General features: G+C 64.0%; 27 protein-coding genes. 12 read left to right on the top strand and 15 right to left on the bottom strand.

From position 1 onward, the window contains the following. Positions 1-90: 90 nt before the first annotated feature. Complete coding sequence (locus ACFMO5_RS09015; protein WP_376792417.1) at positions 91-948, bottom strand: nitrilase-related carbon-nitrogen hydrolase; 858 nt, start codon at positions 946-948, stop codon at positions 91-93. A 203-nt stretch (positions 949-1,151) separates the two neighbouring features. Between ACFMO5_RS09015 and ACFMO5_RS09010 the strand changes: the two genes are divergently transcribed. The 9 genes from ACFMO5_RS09010 to paaD all read left to right on the top strand — a co-directional run bounded on the left by ACFMO5_RS09010 (position 1,152) and on the right by paaD (position 9,251). Next, positions 1,152-2,327, top strand: a complete 1,176-nt coding sequence (locus ACFMO5_RS09010) for an extracellular solute-binding protein (RefSeq protein ID WP_376792416.1) — start codon at positions 1,152-1,154, stop codon at positions 2,325-2,327. Between the two features lie 31 nt (positions 2,328-2,358). Then, entirely contained in the window at positions 2,359-3,156 is a 798-nt protein-coding gene (locus tag ACFMO5_RS09005) for an inositol monophosphatase family protein (protein ID WP_376792415.1), read from the top strand. Positions 3,157-3,436: 280 nt separating this feature from the next. Next, positions 3,437-3,658: a cold shock domain-containing protein gene (locus ACFMO5_RS09000; protein WP_376792414.1), complete on the top strand. Its 222-nt coding sequence runs from the start codon at positions 3,437-3,439 to the stop codon at positions 3,656-3,658. Positions 3,659-3,783: 125 nt separating this feature from the next. Continuing rightward, positions 3,784-5,772, top strand: a complete 1,989-nt coding sequence (locus tag ACFMO5_RS08995) for a molybdopterin biosynthesis protein (protein WP_376792413.1) — start codon at positions 3,784-3,786, stop codon at positions 5,770-5,772. 78 nt (positions 5,773-5,850) lie between these two features. Then, complete coding sequence (locus ACFMO5_RS08990; protein ID WP_376792412.1) at positions 5,851-6,435, top strand: TetR/AcrR family transcriptional regulator; 585 nt, start codon at positions 5,851-5,853, stop codon at positions 6,433-6,435. Between the two features lie 241 nt (positions 6,436-6,676). Further along, positions 6,677-7,708, top strand: a complete 1,032-nt coding sequence (paaA, locus tag ACFMO5_RS08985; RefSeq protein ID WP_376792411.1) for a 1,2-phenylacetyl-CoA epoxidase subunit PaaA — start codon at positions 6,677-6,679, stop codon at positions 7,706-7,708. Beyond that, positions 7,680-8,000 carry a 1,2-phenylacetyl-CoA epoxidase subunit PaaB gene (gene paaB / locus ACFMO5_RS08980; protein ID WP_376792410.1) on the top strand — a complete coding sequence of 107 codons (321 nt, stop codon included), beginning with the start codon at positions 7,680-7,682 and terminating at the stop codon, positions 7,998-8,000. The genes paaA and paaB overlap by 29 nt, the downstream gene beginning before the upstream one ends. Further along, positions 7,993-8,748, top strand: a complete 756-nt coding sequence (paaC, locus tag ACFMO5_RS08975) for a 1,2-phenylacetyl-CoA epoxidase subunit PaaC (protein ID WP_376792409.1) — start codon at positions 7,993-7,995, stop codon at positions 8,746-8,748. Before paaB ends, paaC begins: the two co-directional genes overlap by 8 nt. Beyond that, on the top strand, positions 8,745-9,251 hold the full coding sequence (gene paaD, locus ACFMO5_RS08970) for a 1,2-phenylacetyl-CoA epoxidase subunit PaaD (protein WP_376792408.1): 507 nt from the start codon (positions 8,745-8,747) through the stop codon (positions 9,249-9,251). Before paaC ends, paaD begins: the two co-directional genes overlap by 4 nt. 154 nt (positions 9,252-9,405) lie before the next feature. Here paaD and ACFMO5_RS08965 read toward each other — a convergent pair whose 3' ends face one another. The 3 genes from ACFMO5_RS08965 to ACFMO5_RS08955 form a co-directional block, all read right to left on the bottom strand. Beyond that, positions 9,406-9,894, bottom strand: a complete 489-nt coding sequence (locus ACFMO5_RS08965; RefSeq protein WP_376792407.1) for a hypothetical protein — start codon at positions 9,892-9,894, stop codon at positions 9,406-9,408. A gap of 233 nt (positions 9,895-10,127) precedes the next feature. Continuing rightward, positions 10,128-10,931, bottom strand: a complete 804-nt coding sequence (locus tag ACFMO5_RS08960) for a hypothetical protein (protein WP_376792406.1) — start codon at positions 10,929-10,931, stop codon at positions 10,128-10,130. A 360-nt stretch (positions 10,932-11,291) separates the two neighbouring features. Continuing rightward, positions 11,292-11,972: an RHS repeat-associated core domain-containing protein gene (locus ACFMO5_RS08955; protein ID WP_376792418.1), complete on the bottom strand. Its 681-nt coding sequence runs from the start codon at positions 11,970-11,972 to the stop codon at positions 11,292-11,294. 362 nt (positions 11,973-12,334) lie between these two features. Between ACFMO5_RS08955 and ACFMO5_RS08950 the strand changes: the two genes are divergently transcribed. Then, a complete protein-coding gene (locus ACFMO5_RS08950; protein WP_376792405.1) occupies positions 12,335-13,195 on the top strand; it encodes a DMT family transporter in 861 nt (286 codons plus the stop codon). A gap of 169 nt (positions 13,196-13,364) precedes the next feature. On the opposite strand, the gene ACFMO5_RS08945 is transcribed toward ACFMO5_RS08950, so the two are convergent. The 10 genes from ACFMO5_RS08945 to ACFMO5_RS08900 form a co-directional block, all read right to left on the bottom strand. Continuing rightward, complete coding sequence (locus ACFMO5_RS08945; RefSeq protein ID WP_376792404.1) at positions 13,365-14,564, bottom strand: glycosyltransferase; 1,200 nt, start codon at positions 14,562-14,564, stop codon at positions 13,365-13,367. After that, positions 14,561-15,184 carry a hypothetical protein gene (locus tag ACFMO5_RS08940; RefSeq protein WP_376792403.1) on the bottom strand — a complete coding sequence of 208 codons (624 nt, stop codon included), beginning with the start codon at positions 15,182-15,184 and terminating at the stop codon, positions 14,561-14,563. The genes ACFMO5_RS08945 and ACFMO5_RS08940 overlap by 4 nt, the downstream gene beginning before the upstream one ends. A gap of 117 nt (positions 15,185-15,301) precedes the next feature. After that, entirely contained in the window at positions 15,302-16,162 is an 861-nt protein-coding gene (gene lgt, locus ACFMO5_RS08935; RefSeq protein WP_376792402.1) for a prolipoprotein diacylglyceryl transferase, read from the bottom strand. Between the two features lie 88 nt (positions 16,163-16,250). Further along, on the bottom strand, positions 16,251-16,463 hold the full coding sequence (locus tag ACFMO5_RS08930) for a hypothetical protein (protein WP_376792401.1): 213 nt from the start codon (positions 16,461-16,463) through the stop codon (positions 16,251-16,253). A gap of 27 nt (positions 16,464-16,490) precedes the next feature. Further along, positions 16,491-16,751, bottom strand: a complete 261-nt coding sequence (locus tag ACFMO5_RS08925) for a hypothetical protein (protein ID WP_376792400.1) — start codon at positions 16,749-16,751, stop codon at positions 16,491-16,493. A gap of 10 nt (positions 16,752-16,761) precedes the next feature. Then, positions 16,762-17,406, bottom strand: a complete 645-nt coding sequence (gene rdgB, locus ACFMO5_RS08920) for an RdgB/HAM1 family non-canonical purine NTP pyrophosphatase (protein WP_376792399.1) — start codon at positions 17,404-17,406, stop codon at positions 16,762-16,764. Continuing rightward, positions 17,351-17,854: an ATPase gene (locus ACFMO5_RS08915; protein WP_376792398.1), complete on the bottom strand. Its 504-nt coding sequence runs from the start codon at positions 17,852-17,854 to the stop codon at positions 17,351-17,353. The genes rdgB and ACFMO5_RS08915 overlap by 56 nt, the downstream gene beginning before the upstream one ends. 10 nt (positions 17,855-17,864) lie before the next feature. Continuing rightward, positions 17,865-18,383: a pantetheine-phosphate adenylyltransferase gene (gene coaD, locus ACFMO5_RS08910; protein WP_376792397.1), complete on the bottom strand. Its 519-nt coding sequence runs from the start codon at positions 18,381-18,383 to the stop codon at positions 17,865-17,867. 73 nt (positions 18,384-18,456) lie between these two features. Beyond that, the gene (gene recG, locus ACFMO5_RS08905; protein WP_376792396.1) at positions 18,457-21,003 is read right to left on the bottom strand and encodes an ATP-dependent DNA helicase RecG; all 2,547 of its coding nucleotides are present in this window, start codon (positions 21,001-21,003) and stop codon (positions 18,457-18,459) included. A 134-nt stretch (positions 21,004-21,137) separates the two neighbouring features. Then, positions 21,138-21,494 carry a nitroreductase/quinone reductase family protein gene (locus ACFMO5_RS08900; protein ID WP_376792395.1) on the bottom strand — a complete coding sequence of 119 codons (357 nt, stop codon included), beginning with the start codon at positions 21,492-21,494 and terminating at the stop codon, positions 21,138-21,140. A 335-nt stretch (positions 21,495-21,829) separates the two neighbouring features. Here ACFMO5_RS08900 and ACFMO5_RS08895 point away from each other — a divergent pair, with 335 nt between their 5' ends. After that, positions 21,830-23,041, top strand: coding sequence for an alanyl-tRNA editing protein (locus tag ACFMO5_RS08895; protein ID WP_376792394.1), 1,212 nt, complete (start codon positions 21,830-21,832; stop codon positions 23,039-23,041). Between the two features lie 122 nt (positions 23,042-23,163). Here the strand turns inward: ACFMO5_RS08895 and ACFMO5_RS08890 are convergent, their stop codons facing one another. Then, the gene (locus ACFMO5_RS08890) at positions 23,164-24,321 is read right to left on the bottom strand and encodes a pyridoxal phosphate-dependent aminotransferase (protein ID WP_376792393.1); all 1,158 of its coding nucleotides are present in this window, start codon (positions 24,319-24,321) and stop codon (positions 23,164-23,166) included. 856 nt (positions 24,322-25,177) lie between these two features. Between ACFMO5_RS08890 and ACFMO5_RS08885 the strand changes: the two genes are divergently transcribed. Continuing rightward, positions 25,178-26,847, top strand: a 1,670-nt coding sequence (locus ACFMO5_RS08885; RefSeq protein ID WP_376792392.1) for an ABC transporter permease, incomplete at its 3' end; no start/stop codon positions are given.

Below are 26,847 nucleotides of genomic sequence, written 5' to 3'. Positions count from 1 at the left end.
GCCGGGCGCCAAAGGCGCCCGGCTCCGCCCCCAGAGCCCCCACAAGGAAATCAGCTGCGTAACTCCTAAGGACTTTAATCTTTAATCGCCCTAGCCCTCGGCATTGAGAATCCGCTGAAGCTCGCGAAGGACCAGGCCGGGCCGTTCGTCGCGCAGAAGGGGTAGTCGAATACGCGTCCGCCGGATTTGATCCAGATCGATCGTTGCAAGGATAAGGGCTTCATCGAAATAGGGGCCCTGGATCACCAAGTCCCCATTCGGATCGAAGATGGTGGACCCGCCCCAGAAGTTCTGCCCATCCTCGAATCCGGCGCGGTTCACGTGGATGACAAATACAGTAAAGAGGCTTGCGTAGGCCTGATTGACCAACTCAACCCATCGGGAGCTTCCCAGCTTCCCCGGGGTCCCCAACCCGCGGCCCGGGCTTGCTGAGGTGAAGATGAGCACCTCCGCTCCATCCAGCCATAGAAGGTAGGGCGGGCTGATATGCCAAAAGTCCTCACAGATCAGTAACCCGAAGCGCCCGAAGCGGGTGTCAAAAGCGCGGACCTGATCGCCGGGGGTCATATCTCGACCTTCATCAAACATCCCATAAGTTGGAAGATACACTTTGCGATGACGGTGGATCAAACGCCCCATGGACAGGTAGGCTCCTGTGGTGTAATAGCGCCCTCGCTCATCCAACTCCACAAATCCAACAACCAAATCGGCCCGGGCGCTCGCTTTTAACAAAGGTTGGAGGATCGGATGGTCCGGTTCGGGGCGGATGGCCACCTCGTAGGTTAGATCCTGGAGCACGTATCCGGTGAGCGAGAGCTCGGGAAACACAATCAGATCCGCTCCGCGCATCACCGCATCTTCAATCACCTCCAAATGCTTCCGGAGATTCGCCCCCAGATCGCCAAGCTGAGGATAAATCTGGGCCAGACCAATTTTTAAGGGTTTCATTCATGTTCCTCCTTTTCGAGAGCTTCAGGAATGAGGTCGTTGGGGGCGGCGTAGGGAGACCCACCGAGTCGCTCCCTGCAGCCCCTCAAGGGGCCGGAGGGGGAATAGGGCCTATCCGTCCCTCCGCCGAATATCCCTCAAAATTCCGATAGACAAAGCGCTGGCTCATATTATGATAGGGAAGGAGCCAAAGGAGCCAGATGATGCATCTTCGACGGTGGTGGTGGGGAATCCTGGTGCTCGGTCTCACCGCCTGTACATCGGCGGTGAAGCCTCCAAGGTTGCTGGTTCTCTGGCACGCCCTGGATCCGGAGCGAGGGGTGGCCCTGGCCAGGTTAACGGAGGCTTATATGGCGGAGCACCCTGAGGTCGCCATTTATATTGAGGCGTTCCCAGGGCCCCGCGAGTTGTTGAATCGTCTGCAACGGCCCTCAGAACGGGGACCGGATCTCGTTCTGATCCCCACGGAGGCGGTGCCGGAGCTGTGGGAATCCGGCCGGCTGGCCCCCTTGAGCCGTTGGCTGGAGGATCCCCAGCACGGTTTATCGGCTGAAGACCGGGAAGATCTGTTGGCTCCCATGGCGCCGGGATCCATCCCCTTCCTACGGGATGGATGGATCATGTATGCGGATGGGGAGCGGTTGATGGAATCCGGATTTGAGCAACCCCCCAGTGATTGGACGGGGATCCGTCAGGTGTGCTTGCGGGGAGCGCTGGATCTGAATGGGGACGGGAGGCCGGATACGGCCGGCTGGATCGCCCCGCGGGATGGCCGGATGCTCCAGGGGTGGCTGATTGAACGTTCCGTGGATGAAGCGGGGGGATTGATCGAGGGGCTGGAATTCATGCTGCGCGTGGGGTGCGGCCGCCTGGTCGAGCCCCGAGCGGCGCTGCGGGCTTTCCTGGATGGCGAAACGGTCCTCCTGTTTGGCCCCACCCGCTGGCTGTCCACCCTTGAGCGCGAGGCGGAAGCCGGTCGATTGAGGTTCCGACTCGTGCTGGCTCCGTTGCCGAGCCCATCCGGGCGGATGGCCCCGCTGATCCCTGGGTGGGGTTGGGATTTAGCGATCACGACCCGTGATCCAGCCCAGCAAACCGTCGCCTGGTCATTCTTGCGTTGGGCTCTAGAGCCCGAGATCCAGGCGCGCTGGGCTCAGGAGGCCCATGCGCTCCCTGTGCGTCGATCTGCTGGGATGCAGCTTCGCCAGATGGTGGGCCCGGAAACCATGCGAGGGATGATGTGGGGTTGGGTTCTCGAGGGCTATCTCGAGGAGCCGCTTCTCAGTCGGTGGGATTCGCAACGTTTAGAAGAGGTAATGGGTTTGCTGGAAAGCGGGGCCGATGCTCGGATGATCCTGGAACGGTTACGGGCCCCGTGATCGCTGAACCCCTCATGGAGGAGAATGAGCTATGAGCCCCTCGGGCGCTCATCTGGAGGTCTGGTTATTAACCGCGATTGAGGCCGCCCTTGCCGGCGGAGCGGTTCTTCGTACCTACTGGCCGATGTCCCGCCATGTGCAAGAGAAAGGGTTCCGGGATTGGGTCACTTCCGCCGATCTGGCTGCGCAGGAGGCGATTGTAACGGTGATTCGCCGTCATAGCCCGGAGCATCGGATCCTGGCCGAGGAAGGAGGACATGGGACCGGAGAGCAAATCGAGGAAGGGGTGGTCTGGGTGGTGGATCCCTTGGATGGGACTACGAATTTCGCCCGGCGCTTTCCGTGCTTTTCGGTCTCTATCGGTTTGCTGGTGGATGGCGAACCGGTCGTTGGGGCCATTTATGATCCCCTGAAGGATATGCTCTTCACGGCAGCCCGAGGGCGCGGCGCGTTCCTCAATGGAAAGCCGATCCGGGTGAGCGAGACGGAGCGGCTGGAGCAGGCCCTGGTCGGGCTGGATTGGGGGCACCGCAATGAGACCCGGGAGCAGATCCTGGGATGGTTGAGCCGTCTGGCCGTGCGTTGTCAGACGGTGCGCGCCATCGGATCCGCCGCGTTGGGCATGGCTTACGTCGCGGCCGGATGGCTGGATCTCTATTTCCACTTCGCCCTCCAGCCCTGGGATGTTGCGGCGGCCGCGGTGATCGTGAAAGAGGCGGGCGGCGATCTCCATCGGCCGGATGCCGCGCCTTGGTCCTTCCGCGAGCGTGCCGCCGTGGTTGGCAATGGGCGCTTGGAGCAGGCCGTCTGGGCGCTCATGGGCGGGTGAGCGGGTCAATTGTCCCCTCCCCGGGGCTTGGGGGATGGTTCCCAATGATCGATCTGGATTTGACAAATCCCTGAAACCCTGGTATCTTAAAGGTGCGTGTGAGCGCACGTGTGAAGGGAAGTCGAAAGCCAGGCCGCCGGGTCTGCTGAGACGACCCGGCGGTTTTTGTTGACCTGGAGGCTGCCCCTGGCCGCCCCAGCGGTTCACTGTCAGACCCCCTTCGCTCTCTCACGAAGCCCACGCTCAGGCTTCACCCTAAACTTTTTAAGGAGTTCGTCCGATGTCTGAAGCACGCATGAAGGGGACCGTTCGCTGGTTCAACCGCACCAAGGGCTACGGGTTCATCCGCCCAGATCACGGGGACAAAGATATCTTCGTCCACTACTCCGGGATCGCTGGGGATGGCTTCCGGAACCTGGAGGAAGGGGACCGGGTGGAATTCAGCGTCCGGCAAACGGCGAAGGGGCCGCAGGCTTACGATGTGATCCGCATGTCTGCCTGAACGAGGTTCCTGCTGACCCGAACAAAGGCCCTGCCTATGGCAGGGCCTTTGTTTTTGTGTATGGGCCTCTTTCGCGGAAACGGATAAAATACACCTCTGGCTGGATCCTGTGGACGGAGTTCCCGATGGGCCGTCGGATCTATCTGGAGGATGTGCCTCTGGAGGAGGCGTGGGCGCGCTGGCTGCGGGCGCTGGAGGAGGCCGGGCTGGACCAGCCGTTTCCGGGCGAGCGCGTGCCCTTGGATCAGGCGTTGGGACGGGTGACCGCGGAGCCGATCTGGGCCCGGCTTTCGGTTCCCCCTTATCCGGCGGCCGCGATGGATGGCTTCGCCGTCCGCGCCCGGGATACCGTGGGCGCCACCGAGACCCAACCCCGCGTTCTCCCGGTTCACCCCGCGGACGCGGAAGGGGGAGCCTGCTATGTGGATACGGGGGATCCGCTCCCGCCCTGGGCGGACGCCGTGGTCCCGGTGGAGCAGGTCCAGTTCGATGCGGAGGCCCCGGAGCGCGCCACCCGGATCACCCTTTATCAACCGATCGCCCCATGGGCCAATGTCCGCCCGATCGCGGAGGACATCGCTGCGGGGGAGTTGGTGCTTCCCGCCAATCATCGCCTGCGGCCGGTGGATCTGGGCGTGATCGCCGCGTGCGGCTATGTGGAAGTGAGCGTGCGCCGCCAGCCCCGCGTGGCGATCCTCCCGACCGGGACGGAGCTGATCTCCCCGGAGCAGGCGGCCGCGAGGGGTGTACGGCCGGGGGAGATCATCGAGTTCAATTCGCTGGTGTTGGCGGCTCAGGTCCAGGAGTGGGGAGGGCTGCCCACGCGTTTCCCCATCGTCCCGGACGACCTGGAACGCCTGATGGAGGCCACACAGGCAGCGGCCCGGACTCATGATCTGGTCCTCATCAACGCCGGCTCCTCCGCGGGCAGCGAGGATTTCACCGCCCGGGTGGTCTCCACCCTGGGGACCCTGCTGGTGCATGGGGTGGCGGTGCGCCCGGGCCACCCGGTCATCTTGGGGATCCTCCACGTCGACGGGCGTCCCGTTCCGGTGATCGGAGTCCCTGGGTTTCCGGTCTCCGCCGCCCTCACCGGGGAGATTTTCGTGGAGCCTTTGCTCGCCCGTTGGCTGGGGCGACCGCCGCGACGGCGGCCGCGCCTTTCCGCCGTGCTCACCCGCAAGCTGCTCTCCCCACTGGGGGATGAGGAGTGGGTGCGGGTGACGGTGGGACGGGTGGGGGAGCGCTATGTGGCGGCGCCGCTCCCGCGGGGGGCCGGGGTGCTTTCCTCGCTGGTGCGGGCCGATGGGATCCTGCGCATCCCCCGCTTTGTGGAAGGCTACGACCAGGGTCAGGTGGTCCCGGTGGAGCTTTACACCAGCGGGGAGGAAATCGAGGGGACGATCTTGGCGATCGGCAGCCACGACATGGCGCTGGATCTGATGGCCCAGTTCCTGGCGGAGCGGTACCCGGGCCGGAGGCTCCAGAGCGCGAACGCCGGCAGCCTGGGAGGCCTCATCGCCCTCCGGCGAGGCGAGTGTCATCTGGCGGGCTCCCACCTGCTGGACCCGGAAAGCGGCGAATACAATCTCCCCTACATCCGCCGATACCTCGCCGGGATGCCGGTGGTCGTGATCACCCTGGCCCATCGCGAGCAGGGCCTCATGATCGCCCCGGGGAACCCGAAGGGGATCCGCGATCTGCGGGATCTGGCGCGGCCGGATGTGCGGTTCGTCAACCGTCAGCGGGGCGCCGGTACCCGCATCCTCCTGGATTACTATCTTCAGCGCCTGGGCATCGATCCGGGTTCCATCCAGGGTTACGAGCGGGAGGAGCTGACCCACCTGGCCGTGGCCGCGGCGGTGGCCGGCGGCCGGGCGGATGCCGGGCTGGGGATCCGTGCCGCGGCAGTGACGATGGGGCTGGATTTCATCCCTTTGACGCTGGAACGATATGACCTGGTGATCCCGCTGGCCTTTTATGAGGACCCGTGGTTCCAGCCCGTGTTGGAGCTTCTGCACGACGCCCGGTTCCGGGCGGCGGTCGCTGCCCTGCCGGGCTACGAGGTCACGGCGATGGGGCGGGAGGTCACCCGCATCACCGGCTCCGCTTGATCCCTGGCCTTCCGAGGCACCCAGCGATTTTGACTGGATGCTTTCACATTTCAATTTAAGCAGCAGGCGCGAGCGAAAATGGCACGACGAGGCGACGGTGATCGACGCAGGGACATTCTGCGGGCGGCGGGGCGGCTTTTCAGCCAGCGCGGCTATTACGGCACCTCCATCCGGGACATCGCGCGGGCGATCCGCCTGCAGGGCGGGAGCCTATACGCGCACATCGCCTCGAAGGAGGAGCTGCTCTGGGAGATCGTGGACGAAGCCGCCCAGGCATTTTTGTCCGGTCTGGAGCCCATCGTTCGCTCGGAGCATCCTCCCTTGGAGAAGCTCCGCCGGGCGGTGGCGGCGCACCTGCGGGTGGTCACGGAGCGTCAGGACGCAGCGGTCGTCTTCAATCACGAATGGCGCGCCCTTAGCCCGAAGCGCCGCAGCGAGATCCTTGCCCGGCGGGATGCCTACGAGGCCATGTTCCGGGAGATCCTGCGGGAGGGGATCGAAGCGGGGGTGTTCCGGCCGGATTTGGATGTGCCGCTTCTGACCCGGTTCATCCTGACCGCCCTCAACGGCGTGGCGGTCTGGTATAACCCAAAGGGCCCCTTATCCCCCGCCCAGATCGCCGAGGCGTTCACGGATTGGATCGTGCAGGGGATGAAGGCTTAGCGCGCCGGTTTCCGCTGCAGCCGGGGATCCCCTTTCGCTGGGCGGAGCGCTAAAGCGAGCGCTCCCCATGCGGTGGCTGCCCTGCCGGGCCCGGGATGTTGCGGCGGTGCGCTGGGGGCTGCCCGGTGGGCCGGCTCGGCCGAATCCTGACCCCTCAGAGGCCGGCGGCCTTGACAAGGCCCTTCCCTCCCGCTATAATTTAAACAAACGTTTGTTAGCAAAATTTGGGAAGGAGGGGCCTATGCTCGTTTACCGCGTTCAAGGGTACCCGGTCCCCATCCCGGCCCAAGCGCCTCCACCTCAGGAGGGCCCGGAGTATGAGGCCCGCCTGGCGGAGTTCGAGGCCCGCATCGCCCGGGGCGAGAAGATCGAACCCACCGACTGGATGCCGGAGGAGTACCGGCGGCAGCTGGTTCGCATGATCTCCCAGCACGCCCACAGCGAGGTCGTTGGGATGCTCCCCGAGGGGCGGTGGATCCCCCACGCCCCCACCCTCCGCCGCAAGCTGATCCTCATCGCCAAGGTGCAAGACGAGGGAGGGCACGGCCAGCTGCTCTACCGGGCGGCGGAGACCTTAGGTCCCACCCGGGAGGAGATGATCGAGGCCCTGCTGGCCGGGAAGGCCAAATACTCCGTGGTGTTCAACTACCCCACGCCTACCTGGGCCGACGTGGCGGCCATCGGGCTGTTGATCGACGGGGCGGCGGTGGTGAACCAGCTGATGCTGGCCCAGGGCTCCTATGGCCCCTACGCCCGGGCGATGAAGCGCATCTGCTACGAGGAATCTTTCCACATCAAGCAGGGTTACGATGCGTTCGTGGCCTTGGCCACGGGCACCCCGGCCCAGCGCCAGATGATGCAGGAAGCGGTGAACCGCTGGTGGTACCCCGCGCTGATGCTCTTCGGCCCTTCCGATCGCGATTCGGTGCACACCCCTACGCTGCTGCGCTGGCGCATTAAGACGAAGACCAACGATCAATTACGCCAGGAGTTTGTCGATCAGTATGCACCGATGGTCCTGCGCCTGGGGCTGACGATTCCCGACCCCAGCCTGCGCTACGATCCGGAGACCGGGCACTGGCAGTTCAGCGAGCCGGATTGGGAGGAGTTCTGGCGGGTGATCCGGGGGGATGGCCCGTGCAACGCGGAGCGGATGGCCGCCCGGCGCCGGGCGCACGAGGAGGGCCGCTGGGTGCGGGAGGCGCTGGCAGCGAAGGCGGCACGGCAGGCGGATGGAGGGGGCGATGGGCGATACGCAGTGGCCGGTCTATGAGGTGTTCCTTCAGGAGAAGCGCGGTGAGCCCCACGTGCATGTGGGGGCGGTCCATGCCCCCGATCCGGAGATGGCCCTGATCCTGGCGAAGGAGCAATTCGTCCGGAGGGGCCGCTGCGTCAGCCTGTGGGTCGTTCCCGCGGAGGCGATCTATGCCTCCCGGGCGGAGGAGGCGGAGGATCTTTTTGCTTCCGCCCTGGAGAAAGACTATCGGGAGCCCCGGGGCTTCCGGGTGACGGAACGGGTACGGAGGTGGATGGAGCGCCATGGGGAATCCCTCCCGGATGTCTGAGCCCTTGCGGGAGGCGTTGGGAAGCCTCCTTCTGGCGATGGCCGATGATGAGGTCCTGCTGGGCCATCGGGATGCGGAGTGGGTGGGCCATGCGCCGATCCTGGAGGCGGACATCGCCATGGCCAGCATCGCCCAGGACGAGATCGGGCACGCGATCCTTTGGTATTCCCTGTTGCACGAGCTGGGCTGGCCGGATCCGGACCGCATGGCCTACTTCCGGGATCCCCCGGAGTTCCGGAACGCCACGCTGGTGGAGCTCCCCCGAGGGGACTGGGCCTTCACCGTCGTCCGCCAGTTCCTTTTCGACTACGCGGAGAAGGTCCGCCTGGAGGCCTTGATGGCCAGCGCCTACCGGCCGCTGGCGGAGGCCGCAGCCAAGGTGCGGCGGGAGGAGACGTATCATCTGATGCACAGCCGGGCCTGGGTGGTCCGCCTGGGGGATGCGACGGAGGAAAGCCACCGTCGCATGCAGGCGGCTTTGGATCTGGCCTGGCCGCACGCCCTAGGGCTGTTCGAGCCGGCCCCTGGGGAGGATCTGCGGGTGGCGGAGGGGATCCAGCCGCCGGAGGCGGAACTGCGGGCCCGTTGGGAGGCGGAGGTCCGCCCCATCCTGGAGGCGGCCTCCCTGGTCGTTCCGGAGGCGGAGCCGATCGATGGGGGACGGAAGGGACAGCATACAGCGCATCTTGCGGCGCTTCTGGCGGATTTCCAGATGGTCGCCCGTTCGGGGGTAGGGGAGACATGGTGAACGATCGTCCAGGGGAAGGACCTACGCTGACCCGCGAGGCCGTCCTGGCGGCGTTGGAGGCGGTGAAGGACCCGGAGATCCCCACGGTCTCCATTGTGGACATGGGGATGGTCTACGAGGTCCGTGTAGATGGCGACACAGTGGAAGTGGCCTTCGCGCCTACCTTCGTCGGGTGCCCTGCCTTGCACGTCATGGAGCGGGAGATCATCGAGCGGGTTCAGGCGTTAGGGGCGCGTCAGGTTTCCGTGCGGCGGGTGTACCGGCCGCCGTGGACGTCGGATCGGATGAACGAGCGGGCGCGGCAGGCGCTGCGGGAGCTGGGGATCGCGCCGCCCCAGCCGGCCTCCAGGGAGATCACGATGGTGCTGTTTGAGGGGTTGGCGTGTCCCTTCTGTGGCTCCAAGGACACGCAGATGGAAAACCTCTTTGGGCCGACCTCGTGCCGTGCGCTCTTTTATTGCAATGCGTGTCGGCAGCCGTTTGAGGCCTTCAAGCCTTTGTGAGGGCCGTCCCGCCCTCCGGCTGCCGACCCGCAGCCTACTGCTGGATCCCTATCCCTCGCCCAGGCTTATGCCTTTTCACCGCGAGGCACCATCTGTCATCCGTGTGGACGCTTAACCGGAGGGCAGTCCAAGGGTCAAATCACGCCTTTAGCTTTCATTCTCCACGCTCTTTTAGCTCTTCCTCAATTTGATCAAAGGCCTGAGGATTATCTGCCAAAATTTGATGTCCGCGCTCTTGCAAAAGCACTGCATATTGTTTGAGTTTTTCAATCTCCTCGCGAAGGCGTTGAGTCCCCCAGGTCGGTTTTTTCCGCTTTGCCCGCTTGGCTAAGGTAGATAGCGGCTCCTGGATGACTCGACTCATTAACCAGCTATCCAGTCGAAGCCGAATGCGCTTCCCCTCTTCATCCATATAACCTCCTCCGGGTTTTTTCCCTTCAACCAACCGTACCAGATAACAATCCAAGGCCTGGTCATGCCAATCCAGGTGGAATTCAATGGCCAGATGTTTTCCTGTAAACCAGATCACATCTTGACTGGGCCATGTTTGAACATAGGGGCCCGTAAACCCGTGAATCCTTAGGAAATCAAAATCCTGGCGCACCTGGTCAAGGAGCAACTGAAAAATCGCTTCACGTTCCATCGTCGCCTCCTGAGAAAACCTCCTTCTTAATCCTTTCTGCCGTTCTCAGTGTATCCATTGCCTCATCAGCGTAGCTCGTCCAGGGCGGCGAGCTTCCCCAGGTAGCGCAGCTTGGCAACGGTGCTCCCCACCCCCAGGGTGGTAACGTTGACCGCCAGCGAGTGAACCAAATGGAACTCGCTCCCCGTGGCCCGGGCGATGAGGGAGTCAATGCCGATGGTTGAAGCGCCTCCTCATTCCACCAGATACACCGGCTCTGCGCTCCATCCCCGGATCCTTTGCTCCTTCAGCCAGCGATACATCCGCTGGGTGATGATCACCAACCGACTCCAACTGGGCAGTTCCCCGATCTTCTCCCACGTCGCATTGAAATCGGCCACCTGTTCCAGAACGGACTTGGGGTAGTAAATCTCCGTCTCCTCGTAATACGGAATCCTCCCCCACCAGTGGGTATGTTTGATAAACTTGGTCTCCGTTCCGCAAACCTCACACCGCCGCTCAGGCTCAAACTCGGTGGGCGGCGAAGCCATCGGCGGCAAAACGTTCGTCACCACCAGCTGATACAATGGCGGCTCACCCTGGTGAGGCCTCCGATAGTGCCATACCGGGCGCAGGGCGAACCCCGTGAAGCCGGCTTCCTGCAACATTCGGGCCAGGCGTGGGGAGAGGATGACTTCGAAGCTGTAGGTCAGTGAAAGATCCCGTCGGCCCATTTTACGGACGTCCACCAGCAGATCGCGCACCTGTTCCAACGCAGCCCGACAGACAGCACATCGCCGGTGGGAAGCCTGCGGCCCGCCTTGATAGCCATCTTCCAAATCGTACCAGTCATCCTCAATCGCCTGATTGGTGAGACGCAACACAAGCAACGGGGCGGAGGAAAGCTCGCGCTCGGTGTAGATTCGCTCTACCCGAATCCATGAGGAGGCCAAATGAGGGGCTTTCTGAAGCTCCTCCATCACATAATGGAATGCCGTTGAACACACTTCAAGTTTCAAATCGTAGGATCGCTGATCCGGGTGAAACAAGTGACCCATTCCAAGTCCTTCTAACAACTCGCGGACACGGTGCCGATCACGTTCTTTCTGCTCCGGCGACTTCGGCGGCTCCCATGGAGGAGGGTCACCCCAATATAAGCCAAGATACATGATCCGCCTCATCGGTGCACCCCCAAGCGCTCAAGGTAAGGCCAAATGGTTTCTAGCCAATCCCAGCGGTTCAAATCTTCACCATACACTCTTACATAAGCGCGCCAGATATCCTGGAGTTCATACGAGCGGTTTGTCGGCAAAACGCTGAACAATCGTGCTGTCACCTCCTGCTGGTGGAAGGCGCGATCCAGCACGACTGCCGGGATGTCACCTGGGGCCAACCCAGGCTGTGTGGCAAACCGTCGTTCAATCAGATGATGCACCTCCAGCCCAGCCTCCCTGCGCACGCCTTACAGGATTTCCTCTACCGCGGAACAAGCCTTGATCGTACAGGTGCCGAATGACTTGTGGGGCTGTCTCGCCCATCGTCTCGCGGATGAAACGCATACCGGCTCTTAGCCCCCCTGTTTGAATCGCCTCCTGCAAGCCTGTTACAAACCCACGCCGCGCCAGATTGTCCAGCGGCAACGAGGCCGGCAGCCAGTCATCCAGCTCGGTTGCCTCCAGCCGCACAGAGAGCACGAGATTGAAACTGGCGATTAGTTTCTCCTCATCGGTTGCCGATGGGTTCGCCAGCACCCGCCCTGATTGGTACATATCGTAGGTGGTCCAGCCATAGTCCACAACTCTGAGCACCGCGAGGCCGCCCGCGATGGGGAGTGGAATGATGGACAGGCAGCCACCGCCATCTATGTAGACCAATGGGCTGTTCTGAACATAAGCGTAGCGATTCAACGATTGGGGATCAGCAGGATTGGGAACTAAGACATCCGCGCTGATAAACCGTCCTAACGATGGCGAATACATCCGTGCGCCATAGTCATACAATCCGAATAACTCCCACCGCTGACCAACGTAGCGGCGATTGGTCGGTGTGCTCCCCCACTCGTAGCGCGAGACGCCAGAGGGGATGCGGAGCGAAGGCATCATACGTATACCGGACGGTGGCGGCCGAAATGCCCGGACAGGAGAAACTGTCCAGATTGCTGATGTTGCCATGGGCAGATCTCACGGAAGGACGAAGCGGGTCCATTCCTGCTTCAGTGAGGCACCGTTCGGGTCCTGGAAGGCGACCGTCACCTCCCGGTAGCCCAGGAAGCGGCCACCGGTGGGGCCAGTGAAGGCATCCGGCCAGGTGCAGCCGCACCGATCCTCACCTAGAGGATCTATGACCTTCGCTTGTGCGCAGAGGATTCCCGTGTCCGTCAGCTCGTTTGTGGAGGCTTGTCGATTCGACGCTTTTGTGGTTGGATGGGGCCCTATGAAAGCCCTTTTCCCGGTGAGGCTCGATGAAGGGTTGGGACCTGTTTGCGTTGCTCGCCTTAGGGGCGATCTGGGGTGCGTCCTATTTGTTCTTCGCGCTGGGGGTGCGGACGATCCCGCCGCTCACCTTTGTCGCCGGGCGGTTGCTGATCGGCGCGGCGCTTCTCTTGCTCTTCCGTCGGGTTTCCTCGCACAAGCCCGCAGGCGATCCGCCCCGGGGCGCTTTCTGGGTGATGGGCTTCTTCAACGCCGCCCTCCCACACACCTTGGTCGCCTGGAGCGAGCAGACGATCGCCAGCGGGATCGCGGGGGTGCTGATCGCCACGATGCCCCTCTGGGCCGCAGGGATGACCGCCTGGATGCTACGAGAGGAGCGGCCCTCCCGGCGCCAGCTCGCCGGGCTGCTCCTCGGGTTCCTGGGGATCCTGGTTTTGCTTTTCCCGGACCTGCGGCGGGCGGCCCATCACTACATCGTTGGGGAAGGGGCAGTGGTGCTCGCGGCGATCTCCTACGCAGCCGCTACGGTTTACGCCCGCCGCGCCCTGAGGGGGATCCCACCCGTTCAAGCGGCGATCGGGCAGCTGCTGTACGGAGGGCTGATGGTGTTTCCCCTCAGTCTGATCCTGGATCATCCCTGGACGCTTTCGCCCGCGCCGATCTCGATCGCCGCCCTGCTCGCGCTGGCCGTCCTGGGGACGGCGATCGCCTACGTGATGTATTACCGCCTGTTACAACGGGTGGGGGTGGTGGGGATCTCGCTGGTGACGTACCTCAACCCGATCTTCGCCGTCCTCTGGGGCGCCCTCTGGCTCGGCGAGCCGCTCTCCGGATGGGTGCTGGGAGGGTTGGTCTTGATCCTGATGGGGGTGTTTTTGGCCGGGCGTTAGAGAGCCTCTGAAAACTCGCTCCGGGTAGCGCCCCGCCCTGTAAGCGGGGAAGGGCCCCCAAAGTCCCCCGGCGGAAACCCCGGATACCCGGGTTGACATCGCGTGAGAAGGGCGGAATCGTGAGGTAGCTTCCTGCATATTTTTCGGGACGGGCGGCTTTGTGAATCACCTACGCGATCTCGATCACCGCCTCGGCGGCTTCCTCGGCATGTCCCGCGGCGTGCATCATCTCCGCCCAGCGGCGAGCCTGAGCCCGAAGGTGGGGAGTCTCCAGCAGCCCGGCGATGGTTTCCTCCCACCGCCGGGGCGTGGCCTCGGAGGGGTGCAGCATCCGGCCGACCCCGGCCGCCTCCGCCCGTCGGGCCTGGAGGTGCTGTTCCCCCGCGTGGGGGACGATCAGCTGGGGGACGCCGTGCACCAGGGCGGTGTGGGTGGTCCCCATCCCCCCGTGGTGGATGACGAGATCCAGGGTGGGGAACAGTTGGTCGTATTCCACCCATTCCAGAAGGGGAAGGTCGGGCAGCGCGCGGCGAACGGTTTCCTTCAACGTGAGGGCGAAAGGGCTCCGCCCGAGGACGACGATGGGCTCCCCGCCGAGGCGCTGGACCGCCTGGGCCGCGCCGATGAAGAAGGCGGGATCCTCGGTGAAGGTGCTCCCCAAGGTGATGAGGGCTCGGGGGCGGGGGTTGGGTGTAAGGTCCATCGCCGCCCCTCGGCGGCCGCCGAAGAACCGGTTCTGTGGATCCAGCGCTTCCAGGTCGGAGAACCAGGGGGCGGGGAAGAAGACGATATGGGCCAGCGGGGAGACGATTTGGGGGAAAGGATCTGCCCGCCAATAGCGCCCTGTGAGGCCCAAGGAGGCGGCGACGTGGGCCAGGCGGGCCTGGGCCTGCTGGAGGGCCTCGCGGGCCTCGGGAGTGGTCGGATTGGGCCAGCGGCCGGCCGGGAAGCCCACAACGATCAGGGGAAGGTCGTAGCGCTCCGCCGCCCACGCTGCCGCACCGGCGAAGGGCTCGGCGACGAGGACATCGGGCCGCCACGCCTCGATCAGGGATCCCAGGGCCCGGAGGCCCCGGGCGTGCTCCTCCGGGTGGAGCCAGGCGTCCAGGGCCCGCTCCCGCCGTTGCCGCTCCCGTTCGGTCGGAGGAACCCGCTCCGGACGCCACGGCGGCAGCCATCGCCACCCGACCGAGGCCAGGGGGGCGAAGGGCAGGCCGCGGCGGACCACCGCCTCTTGGATCAAAGGGCCGCTGGCCCAGAGCACCTGATGGCCTCGCCGGGCCAGGGCGACGGCCAGATCGAGGTAACCGCCGTAATCCAGATGGCCCCATAAGGGGACCGAGACGAAGAGCCAGCGCCGCGGCTTCATGGCCCCATCCGGATCGGCCCCCGGCCGACCTCCCGATGGCAGCGTTCGCAGGCGGGGATCACGATCTCCCGGATCGCGAAGAAGGGCTCGAAGGTCTCCTGGTGGGCGCGGTGGCAATCCACACAGCGCACCGACGTTCGAAGGTCGGGCCGGAGCAAATCGGTGTGGAAGTGGTTCTCAAAGGTCTCCAGGGTGACGGGGTTGAGCTCTCCCGGCCCGACGCCTCCGCGTTGGGGTTCTCGGATATGGCAGCGCCAGCACGCCGCTTCGGGGAGGGCCGGGAGGCGCACCGGGTGGTGGGGGACCTCCGGTGGGGTGAACGGCGTGCGGGCCGTGTTCCAGGCCCCCAGACCCAAGGAGAGGGCGCGATGGGGGAGGGATTGATCCCCTCGATGGCACCCCACGCACGAGATCCCGGCGGCCGCATGGGCGGCGGCGAGGTCCGCCGCGCGGTCCGAGCGAGCCGCCGTGGCCCGGCCCACATAGGTCTGCTCCGGACGGAGATGACAGCCTGCGCAGAAGGCGTCCTGTTCTTCCGCCCGTGAGATGACCAACGCGGCCCCGAGCGCTGCAACGAACACACCGCCCGAGGCCACGCCCACCCATCGCCGGATCGCCATGGAGGGGTTCGTCCTGTTCTGGGTTTTCCGGGGGCACCCACAAGAGGTGCCCCTACATCAGGGGACGCAGGTGCCCTGCGTAGGGGCGGGCACAAGGCCCGCCCCAATGGGGTGCCTCTACCGGGTTTGGCCGCTTTCCCCGATGGGCCCCTCCTCGGCCCGCCGGGCGCGCGCCTGGAGTCGGTTGCGGAGGAGGAGGGCCAACCCGAGGGCCAAAGCGATCAGGGAAAAGATCTGGGCTGTGGCGATGTTTCCGATCTTCCAGGCGTCCGGACGCAAGCTCTCCACCCACAGACGCCCAAGGGGATACCAGATCAGATACAGTGCGAAGAGATCTCCTTCGCGGAGCCGGTGGCCGAAGCGCCGGTTCAGGTTGAAGAGAATGAGGAAGCCAATCGTGTTCCACAGGGACTCATACAGGAACACGGGGTGGAAACGGGTCTCCGGCGGCAGGGTCAGGTGCTGGGGCAAGCGATGTTCCAGAGCGATGGGGATCCCCCAGGGCAGGGTGGTGGGGGGGCCATAGAGCTCCTGGTTGAAGAAGTTCCCCCAGCGGCCAATGGCCTGGCCGACCAAGATAGAGGGCGCCACGATGTCCAGCCAACGCCAGACCGCGAGTCGGTGCCGGTACGCGTAAAGGAGGAACCCGATCAACCCTCCGATCAGGGCGCCGTAGATGGCCAGCCCGCCCTCCCAGATATAGAAGATCTTGATCGGGTTCTCTCGGTAGTAGGTCCAGCCCACCGCGCCTTCCGGGTTGGAGAACACGTGGTAAAGGCGCGCGCCGATCAGGCCCAGGATGAAAACCACCAGCAGGCCATCCCACACGTGATCGGGGTTCTCCCCCCGTCGTCGGGCCTCGGCAGCGGCCAGCCAAGCCCCTAACAGGATCCCGAGCATGAGCAGGAGCCCATAGGCCCGGATGGCGAAGCTTCCAATGCACAGGATCGCTCCTGTCGTCCCCGGCGGACAAAACATAGAAACCTCCATACAGGGAATCGATTCCTTCGCGCCCCATTATAGTCCATTCGCCCACGGCCCCATGGCGCAAGCCCAAGACGCATCCCTATGGCCCTCGAAGGCTTTCCCTTAACTCGGCCGGGCTGGGGACGTCAGCTGCTCCCACCCAAGTGCGGATCAGGCGTCCCTGCGGATCGAACAGCGCAAAGGCCGGCGTCAGGCGCAACCCATAAGCCCTGCCGAACGCGCGTCCGGCAGGGCTGAGGGCCTCTACATACAGCACGCGTCCTTCACGCCAGTTGCGTTCGATCCTGCGCACGGCAGGCTGTATGGAGAGACATCCCAGTCAGTAATTGGAGAACCAATAGACCAGCACCGGCTGTCCGGACCGAAGAGCGGCCTCGATCTCGGCTTGCGAGGCGAAGGTTTGGGAGGGACGGGCCCGCATCGAGAGCCAGAACACCACCAGCGCGACCAGGATCAGGGCCCAGAGCCCCCATCCGATCCATCCCGCTCGTCGAAGGAGCAGGAAAGCCGCCAGCCCCAACAGCGCCAGGCCGCCGAATATCAAAAACGAGTGACGGTTCAAAAGCTCCGCTGGCCCCATGTTCCTCCCTCTATGGGTCTACTTCCGCTTCCTCCGCCAGCCATTGCCTCAAGATCTCAACGGCCTTCCGAGCCGCGCGGGCCCGGTGGCTGACCTGATTTTTCTCCTCCATGGGAAGCTCGGCCATGGTCTTCCCGAGCTCCGGGATGTAAAAGATCGGATCGTAGCCGAAGCCATGCGTCCCGCGTGGCTCCAGGGCGATGTAGCCCTCGAGGCGCCCCTCCACCAGCACCGGCTCCTCCCCCGGTCGGGCCAGGGCGATCACGCAGCGGAAGCGCGCGGTCCGCTGGGGCCATGGGATGCCCGCCATCAGGTTCAGAACCTTCTGGATCCGGGCGGGGTCGTCCGCCTCAGGCCCGGCGAACCGGGCGGATTGGGCCCCTGGAGCCCCTCCCAAGGCATCGATCTCCAGCCCCGAATCGTCCGCCAGGGTCCACAGGCCGCTGCGGGTGCAATAGGTGAGGGCTTTCCGGCGCGCGTTCTCCTCCATCCGCTCGTGGATCTCCTCCGCGACCTCCGAGATCCCCAGCTCCAGGAGATCCACCAGCCGCACCGGGAGATCGGCGAGGAGGGCGGCCAGCTCCCGGCGCTTCCCGGGGTTATGGGTGGCGATCAGGAGCGTCCGCTGAGGTTTGTGGGGAACGTGAGGGCTCATTCTCGCGCTCATTTTGGAGCTTCTCGATTCCGTTCCGGACCACTTGAAGGAGCCGGGAGAGGGTCTCCTCGAGCTCCAGGAGCCGGGTCAGGGCGTAATCGTCGGCATCGGCTTTCAGGCGCTCCGCCTCCCGCTGGGCCCGTTCGATGATCAGGGCGGCGCGTTGCTCCGCCGCCTGGATCACCTGGTGCTGGGCGATCAGCTCGCCCGCCTGCTCCTGGGCCAGCGCGACGATGCGCTCGGCCTCTTCCTTCGCCTGGGCGATGATCCGCTCCCGCTCCTGGGTGATCCGTCTGGCCTGCTTCAGCTCCTGGGGGATGGCCACCCGCATCTGATCGATCAAATCCAGGAGCCGCCGCTCCTCGATCACTACCCACCTCAGGAAGGGGAGAGGCCGGCTGCGGAGGACCAGCTGCTCCAGCTGATCGATCAGATGCAAGATGTCCATCCCAGCCTCCTCACTCGCGGATCGAAATGATGGGCACCGCCTCCCCAGTGCGTTCGGCGGCCTTCGCGGCCAGCGCCCGGGCGACGTGGGGAGGGACCATCGACGAGACATCCCCGCCCAGCAGGGCGATCTCGCGGACGATGCTGGAGCTGATGAATGCGTAGTCCCGGCTGGTCATCAGGCACACCACCTCGATCTCCGGAGCCAGCTGCTTGTTGGTCAAGGCCATCTGGAGCTCCAGCTCGAAATCCGATACCACCCGCAGGCCCCGCACGATGACGCGGGCGCCGATCCGCCGAGCGAAATCCACCGTTAAGCCACTGTAAGCGGTGACCGTGACGTTGGGGAGATGCTGCAGGGCCTCTTGCACCAAGGCCAGGCGCTCCTCCAGCGAGAAGAGCAGGCTCTTGCTGGGGCGATCGTAGACACCGACGACCAGCTCGTCGAAGATCGCTGCCGCCCGCGTGGCGATGTCGATGTGGCCGTAGTGGATCGGATCAAAAGACGCCGGATACAATGCTCGGGTCATCTCCAGCTCCCAGGAAGAAGCTCGGCTCATTTCGCCTGCCGTCTCTTAGGCTCCCGTTTACGGATCGCTGCCCTCAGCTGGGCTCCACGGGGCCCTGCCAGAAGCGGGTCACAGCTTCCGCCAGATGCTGATGCTCTGGGGCCTGAAGGTCCGGGTCGCGCTCGGCCAGCCGCTCCGCCGCCTCACGGGCGATCTCCAGGAGGCGTAAATCCGTCAGATCGGCCAGGCGCATCTCCGGGAAGCCGCTCTGGCGGGTCCCCAGGAAATCGCCCGGCCCGCGCATCTCGAGATCCTTCTGAGCCAGCTGGAAGCCGTCATAAATGGTCTCAATGGCCCGGAGGCGCTCGATGGCGCTCTCAGAGGGGGATTCGGCCAGCAGGAGGCAATAGGATTGATGGCTGCTTCGTCCGACCCGGCCCCGGAACTGATGCAGCTGGGCCAGCCCGAACCGATCCGCCCCTTCGATCAGGATCACCGTGGCGTTGGGCACATCCACGCCCACCTCGACCACCGGGGTGGCCACGAGGATCTGGATCTCCCCGCGGGCGAAGGCGTTCATCACGGCCTCTTTCTCCTCGGATTTCATCCGCCCATGGATCAGGCCCAGCCGGAGGTCCGGGAAGATCTCGCGCTGTAAGCGTTCGTATTCCTCTACCGCCGCTTTCGCCTCGATTTTATCGGAACCTTCTACCAGGGGACAAATAATGTAAGCCTGGCGGCCTTGCTCGACCTGACGGCGGATGAAGGCGTAGGCCCGCTCGCGCTCCTCCGGCATCAGCCAGCGGGTCAGCACCGGCCGTCGACCCGGCGGCATCTCATCCAGGACCGAGAGATCCAAATCGCCGTAGAGGGTGAGGGCCAGGGTGCGGGGGATCGGCGTGGCCGTCATCACCAGCACGTGCGGATTGTAGCCTTTGCCCCGCAGGGCCGCCCGTTGCAACACCCCAAAGCGCTGTTGTTCATCAATGACCACGAAGGCCAGGTCGTGGAAGTTCACTTCCTCTTGGATCAGGGCGTGCGTTCCCACCACCAGATGGCATGTCCCCTCGGCCAGTTCCCCGTAGATCAGCGCCCGCTCTGTCCCTGTGACCCCGGAGGTCAACAAACGGATGGTTGGGGTGGGAAGCCCGGCGCCGGCCCAGCGCTCCGCCAGGGCGATCAGGGTTCGGTAATGTTGTTCCGCCAGGATCTCGGTCGGGGCCATGATCGCGCTTTGGGCCCCCGCCAGGAAGACCGCGTAGGCGGCCAGCGCCGCCACCACGGTCTTACCGGAGCCCACCTCTCCCTGAAGCAGGCGGTTCATCGGCACGCCTGAGCGCATGTCCGCCAGGATCTGGGCCAGGGCCCGCTGCTGAGCGCCGGTGAGCGGGAAGGGGAGGGCCTCGATGGCCCGCCCGAGGGCTGCTTCATCGAACGAAAGCGCCCGCCCCGGGGCGCTGCGCCACCGCCGGCGAACTTCCAGCAGCCCGATCTGCAGATAGAACACCTCATCGAAGGCCAGACGCCGGCGCGCTTGCTCCAGGGGCTCCCAATCCTCCGGGAAATGAACTTGCTTCAGCGCGGTGGAGAGATCCGGGAAACCGTAGGCCTCCCGGATCCAGCTTGGGATCGGATCCTCGATCCGGTCCGCCCAGTAGTCTACCACTCGTTTGAGGATGGTGCGCATCCAGCGCTGGGTGAGGCCCTCCGTCAAGGGATAGATGGGGACGATACGGGCGGTGTGCAGCAGCTCCCGATCAGCGGGCTCCCACTCCGGGGAACGGAACACCGGGCGGCCCAGGAACTCATCCACCCGCCCGCTCACGACGATGAACTGGCCTGGCTGAATGCGATCGAGCAGATACGGCTGGTTAAACCAGGTGCACTCGATGACCCCGGAGCCGTCCGTGAGGAGCGCTTTGATGACCGTGAGGCCGTTCCCGGTCTGTTTGCTCCCGATATCCATCACCTCGCCGATCACGGTCACCTCTTCCCCCACACGGAGGCGGTTGATCGGCTTAAGGGCGCGGAAGTCCACATACCGGCGAGGGAGCAGATACAGCAGATCCCGAATGGTTTGGGCCCCGAGGCGGGCCAGGCGTTGCGCGCGCTCCCGTCCCACCCCATGGATCAAATGGACCGGGGCATCCAGCCCCATGGCCTCCACCTTCGCGGCCAGCTTGGGGGAGACGGGGGGGGCTTTGCGGGAACGCGCGCGGGCAGGCGCCGCCCGCGCGGGCTGTATTGGGGGCATGGGCGTCGGCGGTTCCCCCTGGGGTTCCCCGGCGGGAGGGGCGGGCGGTGAAGGGGTGGGTTGGGGTGCGGATGGTGAAGCGGTCGGGGCCGCCCGGGAGGTTCGGGCTTCCCGCTCCCGCTGGAGACCCTCCTGAATTCGGGCCTCGATCCCCTCGATCAACCGCCGACGTTCTTCGGTGTCAGCGGCTTCATAGCGTCGAAGATCTGCGTAGATCGCTTCCAGGAGGAGAAGGAGATCCGGATCGTGTTCCTTCAGAGAGGCACGGGCCTGGCGATACCAGTGATCGGCGAATCGGCCCATTCCCCCGATCACGATGCGGTTCCGGTAACCGTCTTGGGCTTCATGTTTTAGGATTTTTTGCAGCTGGGCGAAGGGCGAAGCCATTCCGTCTCCTCTCCTAAGACCTTTGGGATCTGCTCGCCGTTTCTTGATCTACGGTGATCTGGGGCAACGGGGCTGCTTGCGGCAACCTTCCTGGCCCCCCATCCCTGAGGGTGCTGTAATTGTGCATCCACCCCTCATGGCTTAAGCCACACGCGGACGGGCAGGCGTGGGGTGCCTTCATACCAATGGCGCACGGTCGCTGCGCCGTATTTCTCTCGAAACCAGTCGGTCACCGTTGGGAGCCATTCCGGCGACAGCGGCTCAGCGACCCCTTCCCACCGCCCTCCCTCCGCCTCGATGATCACGTGGGGATCCGCCCTCAGGTTTTGATACCAGTCAGTTCCCTGGCCGTGGGATCGGGCGTGGGCCATCAAATAGACAGCTCCATCCCGATAAACGAACCAAAGCTCCACCCGATGAGGCTGGCCTGTGCGCCGGCCTCGGGTGATCAGATCCAGCACCTCTGCTTCCTCTAGAGGGTGTGAGAACATCGATGCTCCAGCCCAATGAGATCCCTTTACCGAATCAAGTATAATGCAAACTCAGGTGCAACTATTCAGCGGATCTCACGCAGCGCCAATACGGATATCGGCGGTTTCCTCCTGGGGGCTTTGTGGGGCCGCTGGCCTCACCATTCCATATCCTCAAAACAAAATAAAAGCAGTGCTCCTGCTTCTTCCATCTTGGTTTTTGGGTGTGCAGTGAGGAGGGCGGATGGCCCCCTGCTCCTCCAAACCCCCAGGGAAACGGCTTAAAAGTGTGTTCAAACGAGCGTTCCATTCGGCCACCAGGGCCCTCGGGATTCCCGGAAAGCGGAGGCTGATCCATGACGGAGCGACTTTATTGGCACGATCCATACCTGCAGCGGTTCACCGCCGCTGTCGTAGAGATCGGTGAACATAATGGTCAGCCAGCGGTTATCTTGAGCCGAACAGCCTTCTATCCGACGGGTGGGGGGCAGCCCCATGATCTTGGGACCTTGAACGGGATCCCTGTGGTGGAGGTGATCGAGCGGGAGGTGGATGGGGCGATCCTCCATATCCTGGCCCATCCCCTGAGCGCACGGGAGGTGGAAGGCCGCATCGATTGGGAACGCCGCTTCGATCATATGCAGCAGCACACTGGTCAGCATATCCTCTCTCAAGCCTTCCTGCGGATCACCGGCGCGCAAACGGTATCCTTCCATATGGGCCAGGAAGCGGTCACCATTGATCTCGATCAGACGGGCCTTCCATTAGAGGCGATCGAAGCGGCGGAGGAACTGGCCAACCGCGTGGTCCTGGAGAACCGGGAGGTGCGGACTTGGTTTGTGGGGGAAAAGGACGTCAAGGGGCTTGAGCTGCGTCGTGCGCCGAAGGTCGAAGGATCCATCCGGGTTGTAGAGGTAGCGGAATTCGATCGCAGTGCGTGTGGCGGGACCCACGTGCGGCGCACCGGAGAGGTCGGGCCGATTAAGATCCTGAAACTGGAGCGGCGGGGCGAGGTCACACGGGTGAGCTTTCTCTGCGGCTGGCGGGCGTTACGGGATTATCAAAGAAAGCATCGATTGTTGAGCGAAATCGGGAGCTTCCTCAGCGCGGGCGAGGCCGATTTGCCCGACGCCATCCGGGCGCTGCAACGCGATCTGAAGGAAGCGCGCAAAGCGATGGCCGCCATGCAGGAGCTCTATCTGGAGCTCGCTCTCCCCGCGCTGGAGAAAGAGGCCCGCCCCGCTTCCTTCGGCGAGATCCTTTTGCATGTATGGCCGCAGCTCCCCTCAGGCCTGGTGCCTCGGCTGGCCCGACGGCTGAGCGAGGGGCGTCCCCGTCTGGTGATCCTGGCCGCAGGGGGCGCGGAGGGCCTCCTGACGGTCGCCTGCGGGCCGGGGGTCCCCGTGGACGCCCGGGAAGCCCTGAAACGGATCCTCGGCCGATTGGGCCGGGGAGGAGGGGGCGGTCGCCCGGATTACGCTCAGGCCTCTCTGGCCCACGTGGATCTTCAGTCCCTTCATCAGGCCCTGATTGAAGCGGTGAGCAGCCTCGCTGGAGAGCGTGAATGAACGGATGCGGACAACCCGATCCACACGGGGCACCCACAAAGGGTGCCCTATGAGAGGCCCAGACGTCCATCGTAGGGGCATCCCAGGGGGTGCCCCTACCAAAGACACAAACGCCACATGTGCTACGCCCGCAACCGCCGGAGGCGGGCCACCGCCTCCCGGAGGGTCTCCTCTCGCTTGCAAAAAGCGAACCGGACCTGGGTGCGCCCGCGTTCCGGATGGGCGTAGAAGCTGGATCCGGGAACCACGGCCACCCCGATATCTCGCACCAGACGCATCGCGAAGGCCGTGTCGTCTTCCGCCCCAAAAGCCCGGAAATCGGTCATCACATAATACGCCCCTTGCGGCCACCATACTTCGAACCCCAATTCCTCCAAAGCCTCCACCAACAGATGCCGCCGTCGGTCGTAATCCGCCTGCATTTGCTCGTAGTAAGCGATGGGAAGCTGCAGGGCCACCCCCCCCGCCTCCTGGAGCGGGGCGGGGGCACCGACGGTAAGGAAATCGTGGACTTTACGAATTGCGTTTGTGAGATCCTCGGGGGCAATGCACCATCCGATGCGCCATCCGGTCACCGCGTAGGACTTCGACATCCCGCTGATGGTGACCGTTCGTTCCCACATTCCGGGCATGGTGGCGATGGGGATGTGGCGATGGCCATCGTAGAGGATATGTTCGTAGATTTCATCGGTGATCACGTAGGCGTCATAACGTTGACATAGCTGAGCGATCCAGCGGAGCTCCGTTTCGGAAAACACGTGGCCGGTCGGGTTATGGGGGGTGTTAAGGATGATCGCCCGGGTTCGATCCGAGAAGGCCTGCCGCAGCTCGTCCGGATCGAAGGTCCATTCCGGCGGCCGTAGAGGGACGTAGATCGGCTTCGCCCCGCTGATCCATGTGTCGGGGCCGTAATTTTCATAGAACGGCTCGAAGATGATGACCTCATCGCCGGGATTTAACAAGGCAAGCAAGGTGGCGATCATGCACTCGGTGGCCCCGCAGCACACGGTGATGTGGCGCTCCGGGTCGATCTCCATTCCGTAAAAGCGGCGATACTTCTCGGCGATCGCCGCCCGCAACCGCGGGCTTCCCCACGTGATCGCATACTGGTTATGGTCCTCTCGGATCGCGCGGACCGCCGCCTCTTTCAGCAGCTCCGGGGCCGGGAAATCCGGGAACCCCTGGGCCAGGTTGATCGCCCCAAATTGATGCGCCCATCGGGTCATCTCTCGGATCACGGATTCCGTGAAATAACGCACCCGCTCCGCTGTGCGCGCCATTGAAGCTCCTCCTTCCTCCTCGCTCATTGCTTGGAGCGTTTTTTATGGCTCTGGGAATCTTTGAAAACGGCCCCCAAGCGCGGGCGACCCCTCAGGGCTTTCGTGCCTTCCCACCGCCGCTCAAAGGGCTGCGGGGAAGGGAGGAGGGTAGGCCATCCGCCTCTTCGCTCATCTGCTTTATCGATATTATTCGGCATGCTCATGCGAAGCAACTCACTGTTCATACGAGCATATAAGCGTCAAGCCTCTTGGGGCGGATGCCTTGCAAGCCCTTGGGGTAAAGCGAGGTGATGGCCCTTATGGCGGAGGGGATCGCTGAGCGAACGAACCCTCTGAGGGTCGCTCTCTTTCCCCTCCCCGTGCGGCTTGGCCCCATGGGGAGGGGAAAGAGGGGCGGGGCAATTCGCCTCACCGCGTGGCCCCTTTGAACCTTTGACGTTCGGAGCTCGCCGCTACCGCAAGGGGTGGCTACCGAACTCCCTTTGCTCCCCCGCTGAACATTCAGGGTCGGTGCGCCGATGCTGGGTGCCTCTTGAGAATCCCTCGTGCGCTGCTTCGTGGAGACGTCGATCCTCGCCCCTCTCAGGAAATGGCGCTCTGAGCTAAAATGATCCGGGCTCGAATGAACTCGTCTCAAAACTCTTAGTGGCCCGCTTTCCAGGGTTCGAAAGCTTCTCCTGCCTCGAAGTAGAGGGGCACGGAGGTGCTCTGTTCCGAGCCAGATACGGGGGAGGAGGAGAAAGATCGTGGATAGGAGCTGGGAAGCTCCCTTCAGCGGCCTCCGGGTCTCCTAAGGCCCTCAGGAGGGGTTTTGAGGTGAGGTCATCCGTTATCATCCCTGCGTGGGGTTGGATCGATGCGGCGCTTCTTCGGCGCGTTCATCCCAATCCGCGTCGCCCTGACCGGGGCCGACATCGCCATTCTGTTGCTCCTCACAGCCATTCTGATGCTGGGGATGGCCCTGGCTGTCCGGGCGCCGGCCACCATCTCCGGGCCCACCATCCGGCTGGCCCCGGAGGTCCTGCCCTATTATGCGGTTCGCTCTCTGCTGCGTATGGCGGCGGCCTACGCCCTTTCCCTTTTATTTTCCCTCGCCGTGGGCTACGTAACGGCCACGCAACGGTGGGCCAGCATCGTGATCATTCCACTACTGGATGTGCTGCAGTCGGTCCCTATCCTCTCGTTCCTCCCCGTGGTCGCCCTATCGCTCACGGCGATCCTTCCGGAGGATATCGCGGTCGAGCTGGCGTCCATCATCCTGATCTTCACCAGCCAGGTCTGGAACATGACCTTCAGTTTTTATCAGTCCATGATCACCATCCCCGAGGATCTCCGGGAGGCGGCTCGGATCTTCCGACTGAACCCGTGGTTGCGGTTCCGGCATCTGGAGCTTCCCCACGCGGCGATCCCTTTGATCTGGAACAGTATGATGAGCTGGGCCGGCGGTTGGTTCTTCCTGATGGCGGCGGAGACCTTCACGGTCGGCGCGCGGGACTTCCGGCTGGTCGGCTTGGGAGCGTTTCTCCAATTGGCCGCCGAGCAGGGGGATTTACAGGCGCTGGCCTGGGGGTTGGGGGCCCTGGTGGGGATCATCGTGGGGATGGATCAGCTGATCTGGCGGCCGCTGCTGGCCTGGGCCGACAAATTCCGGCAGGAGATGGTGGAAAGCGAGGAGGCGCCAAGCTCTTGGCTCTATGACCTGTGGCAGCGGGCGGCGCTGTCGGAATGGTTCATCGAGCGGGTGTGGAATCCCATGGTGGAGCGGGTGGACGCCTTATTGGGCCGTTTGAGCACCCAGCTCGCCGCCCGCCCAGCGCTGAACCCGATTCCGGTCTGGGTTTTCCTGATTCCTCTGGTAGCGATGGCTGGGATCGGGTTCGCCTATGGGGTTCACACCGCCTTCCGTCTGTTGAGCGCCCTGCCGCTATCCAACGTCCCTTTGCTCGCGATGGCGACCCTGGCCTCGATGGCTCGCGTCCTCGCGGCTCAGCTCATCGCCCTGGCCTGGACCGTTCCCCTGGGGGTGGCCATCGGGATGAACCGGCCGCTCGCCGCGCGGGTGCAGCCCCTCATTCAGGTGGTTGCCTCCATCCCTGCGACCGCCCTCTTCCCGGTGATTTTGCTTTTCATGCTCCGGCTCCCAGTGGGGATCGAGTTGGCAGCGGTCACTTTAATGCTGATGGGGACCCAGTGGTATCTTCTCTTCAACATCATCGCTGGCGCCTCGGCGATCCCCCGGGATCTGATCTTCACCACCGGGATCCTGGGAGTCCATGGCTTGGAGCGATGGCGGGTGCTGATCCTTCCGGCCATTTTTCCTTATCTAATCACCGGCCTGATCACCGCCAGCGGGGGGGCATGGAACGCGACGATTGTGGCCGAGTATGTGGAGTTCGCCGGGCAGGCGCATCGGACGCTGGGGTTAGGGGCGTTGATCGCCCAGGCCACGGGGCATGGCGACTACCCGATGCTGCTGGCGGCTACCCTAACGATGATCCTCACCGTGGTCGCTTTCAACCGTCTGGT

Origin of the sequence: Thermoflexus sp. (genome assembly GCF_042408365.1) — a bacterium.
In the GTDB taxonomy this organism is placed as follows: Bacteria; Chloroflexota; Anaerolineae; order Thermoflexales; family Thermoflexaceae; genus Thermoflexus.
This window is presented reverse-complemented; position numbering and strand designations above follow the sequence as displayed.

Coding starts and splice junctions, on each gene's coding strand:
- ACFMO5_RS08955 (WP_376792418.1), bottom strand. CDS start 11,972: ATGCCTTCGCTCCGCATCCCCTCTGGCGTCTCGCGCTACGAGTGGGGG.
- ACFMO5_RS09005 (WP_376792415.1), top strand. CDS start 2,359: ATGAGCCCCTCGGGCGCTCATCTGGAGGTCTGGTTATTAACCGCGATT.
- paaB (WP_376792410.1), top strand. CDS start 7,680: ATGGGCGATACGCAGTGGCCGGTCTATGAGGTGTTCCTTCAGGAGAAG.
- ACFMO5_RS08945 (WP_376792404.1), bottom strand. CDS start 14,564: ATGAAGCCGCGGCGCTGGCTCTTCGTCTCGGTCCCCTTATGGGGCCAT.
- ACFMO5_RS08895 (WP_376792394.1), top strand. CDS start 21,830: ATGACGGAGCGACTTTATTGGCACGATCCATACCTGCAGCGGTTCACC.
- paaC (WP_376792409.1), top strand. CDS start 7,993: ATGTCTGAGCCCTTGCGGGAGGCGTTGGGAAGCCTCCTTCTGGCGATG.
- coaD (WP_376792397.1), bottom strand. CDS start 18,383: ATGACCCGAGCATTGTATCCGGCGTCTTTTGATCCGATCCACTACGGC.
- ACFMO5_RS08925 (WP_376792400.1), bottom strand. CDS start 16,751: ATGGGGCCAGCGGAGCTTTTGAACCGTCACTCGTTTTTGATATTCGGC.
- ACFMO5_RS08950 (WP_376792405.1), top strand. CDS start 12,335: ATGAAGGGTTGGGACCTGTTTGCGTTGCTCGCCTTAGGGGCGATCTGG.
- ACFMO5_RS09015 (WP_376792417.1), bottom strand. CDS start 948: ATGAAACCCTTAAAAATTGGTCTGGCCCAGATTTATCCTCAGCTTGGC.
- paaA (WP_376792411.1), top strand. CDS start 6,677: ATGCTCGTTTACCGCGTTCAAGGGTACCCGGTCCCCATCCCGGCCCAA.
- ACFMO5_RS08900 (WP_376792395.1), bottom strand. CDS start 21,494: ATGTTCTCACACCCTCTAGAGGAAGCAGAGGTGCTGGATCTGATCACC.
- recG (WP_376792396.1), bottom strand. CDS start 21,003: ATGGCTTCGCCCTTCGCCCAGCTGCAAAAAATCCTAAAACATGAAGCC.
- ACFMO5_RS08960 (WP_376792406.1), bottom strand. CDS start 10,931: ATGGGTCACTTGTTTCACCCGGATCAGCGATCCTACGATTTGAAACTT.
- ACFMO5_RS08965 (WP_376792407.1), bottom strand. CDS start 9,894: ATGGAACGTGAAGCGATTTTTCAGTTGCTCCTTGACCAGGTGCGCCAG.
- ACFMO5_RS08890 (WP_376792393.1), bottom strand. CDS start 24,321: ATGGCGCGCACAGCGGAGCGGGTGCGTTATTTCACGGAATCCGTGATC.
- ACFMO5_RS08995 (WP_376792413.1), top strand. CDS start 3,784: ATGGGCCGTCGGATCTATCTGGAGGATGTGCCTCTGGAGGAGGCGTGG.
- ACFMO5_RS08940 (WP_376792403.1), bottom strand. CDS start 15,184: ATGGCGATCCGGCGATGGGTGGGCGTGGCCTCGGGCGGTGTGTTCGTT.
- lgt (WP_376792402.1), bottom strand. CDS start 16,162: ATGTTTTGTCCGCCGGGGACGACAGGAGCGATCCTGTGCATTGGAAGC.
- ACFMO5_RS08990 (WP_376792412.1), top strand. CDS start 5,851: ATGGCACGACGAGGCGACGGTGATCGACGCAGGGACATTCTGCGGGCG.
- ACFMO5_RS09010 (WP_376792416.1), top strand. CDS start 1,152: ATGCATCTTCGACGGTGGTGGTGGGGAATCCTGGTGCTCGGTCTCACC.
- ACFMO5_RS08915 (WP_376792398.1), bottom strand. CDS start 17,854: ATGGACATCTTGCATCTGATCGATCAGCTGGAGCAGCTGGTCCTCCGC.
- ACFMO5_RS09000 (WP_376792414.1), top strand. CDS start 3,437: ATGTCTGAAGCACGCATGAAGGGGACCGTTCGCTGGTTCAACCGCACC.
- rdgB (WP_376792399.1), bottom strand. CDS start 17,406: ATGAGCCCTCACGTTCCCCACAAACCTCAGCGGACGCTCCTGATCGCC.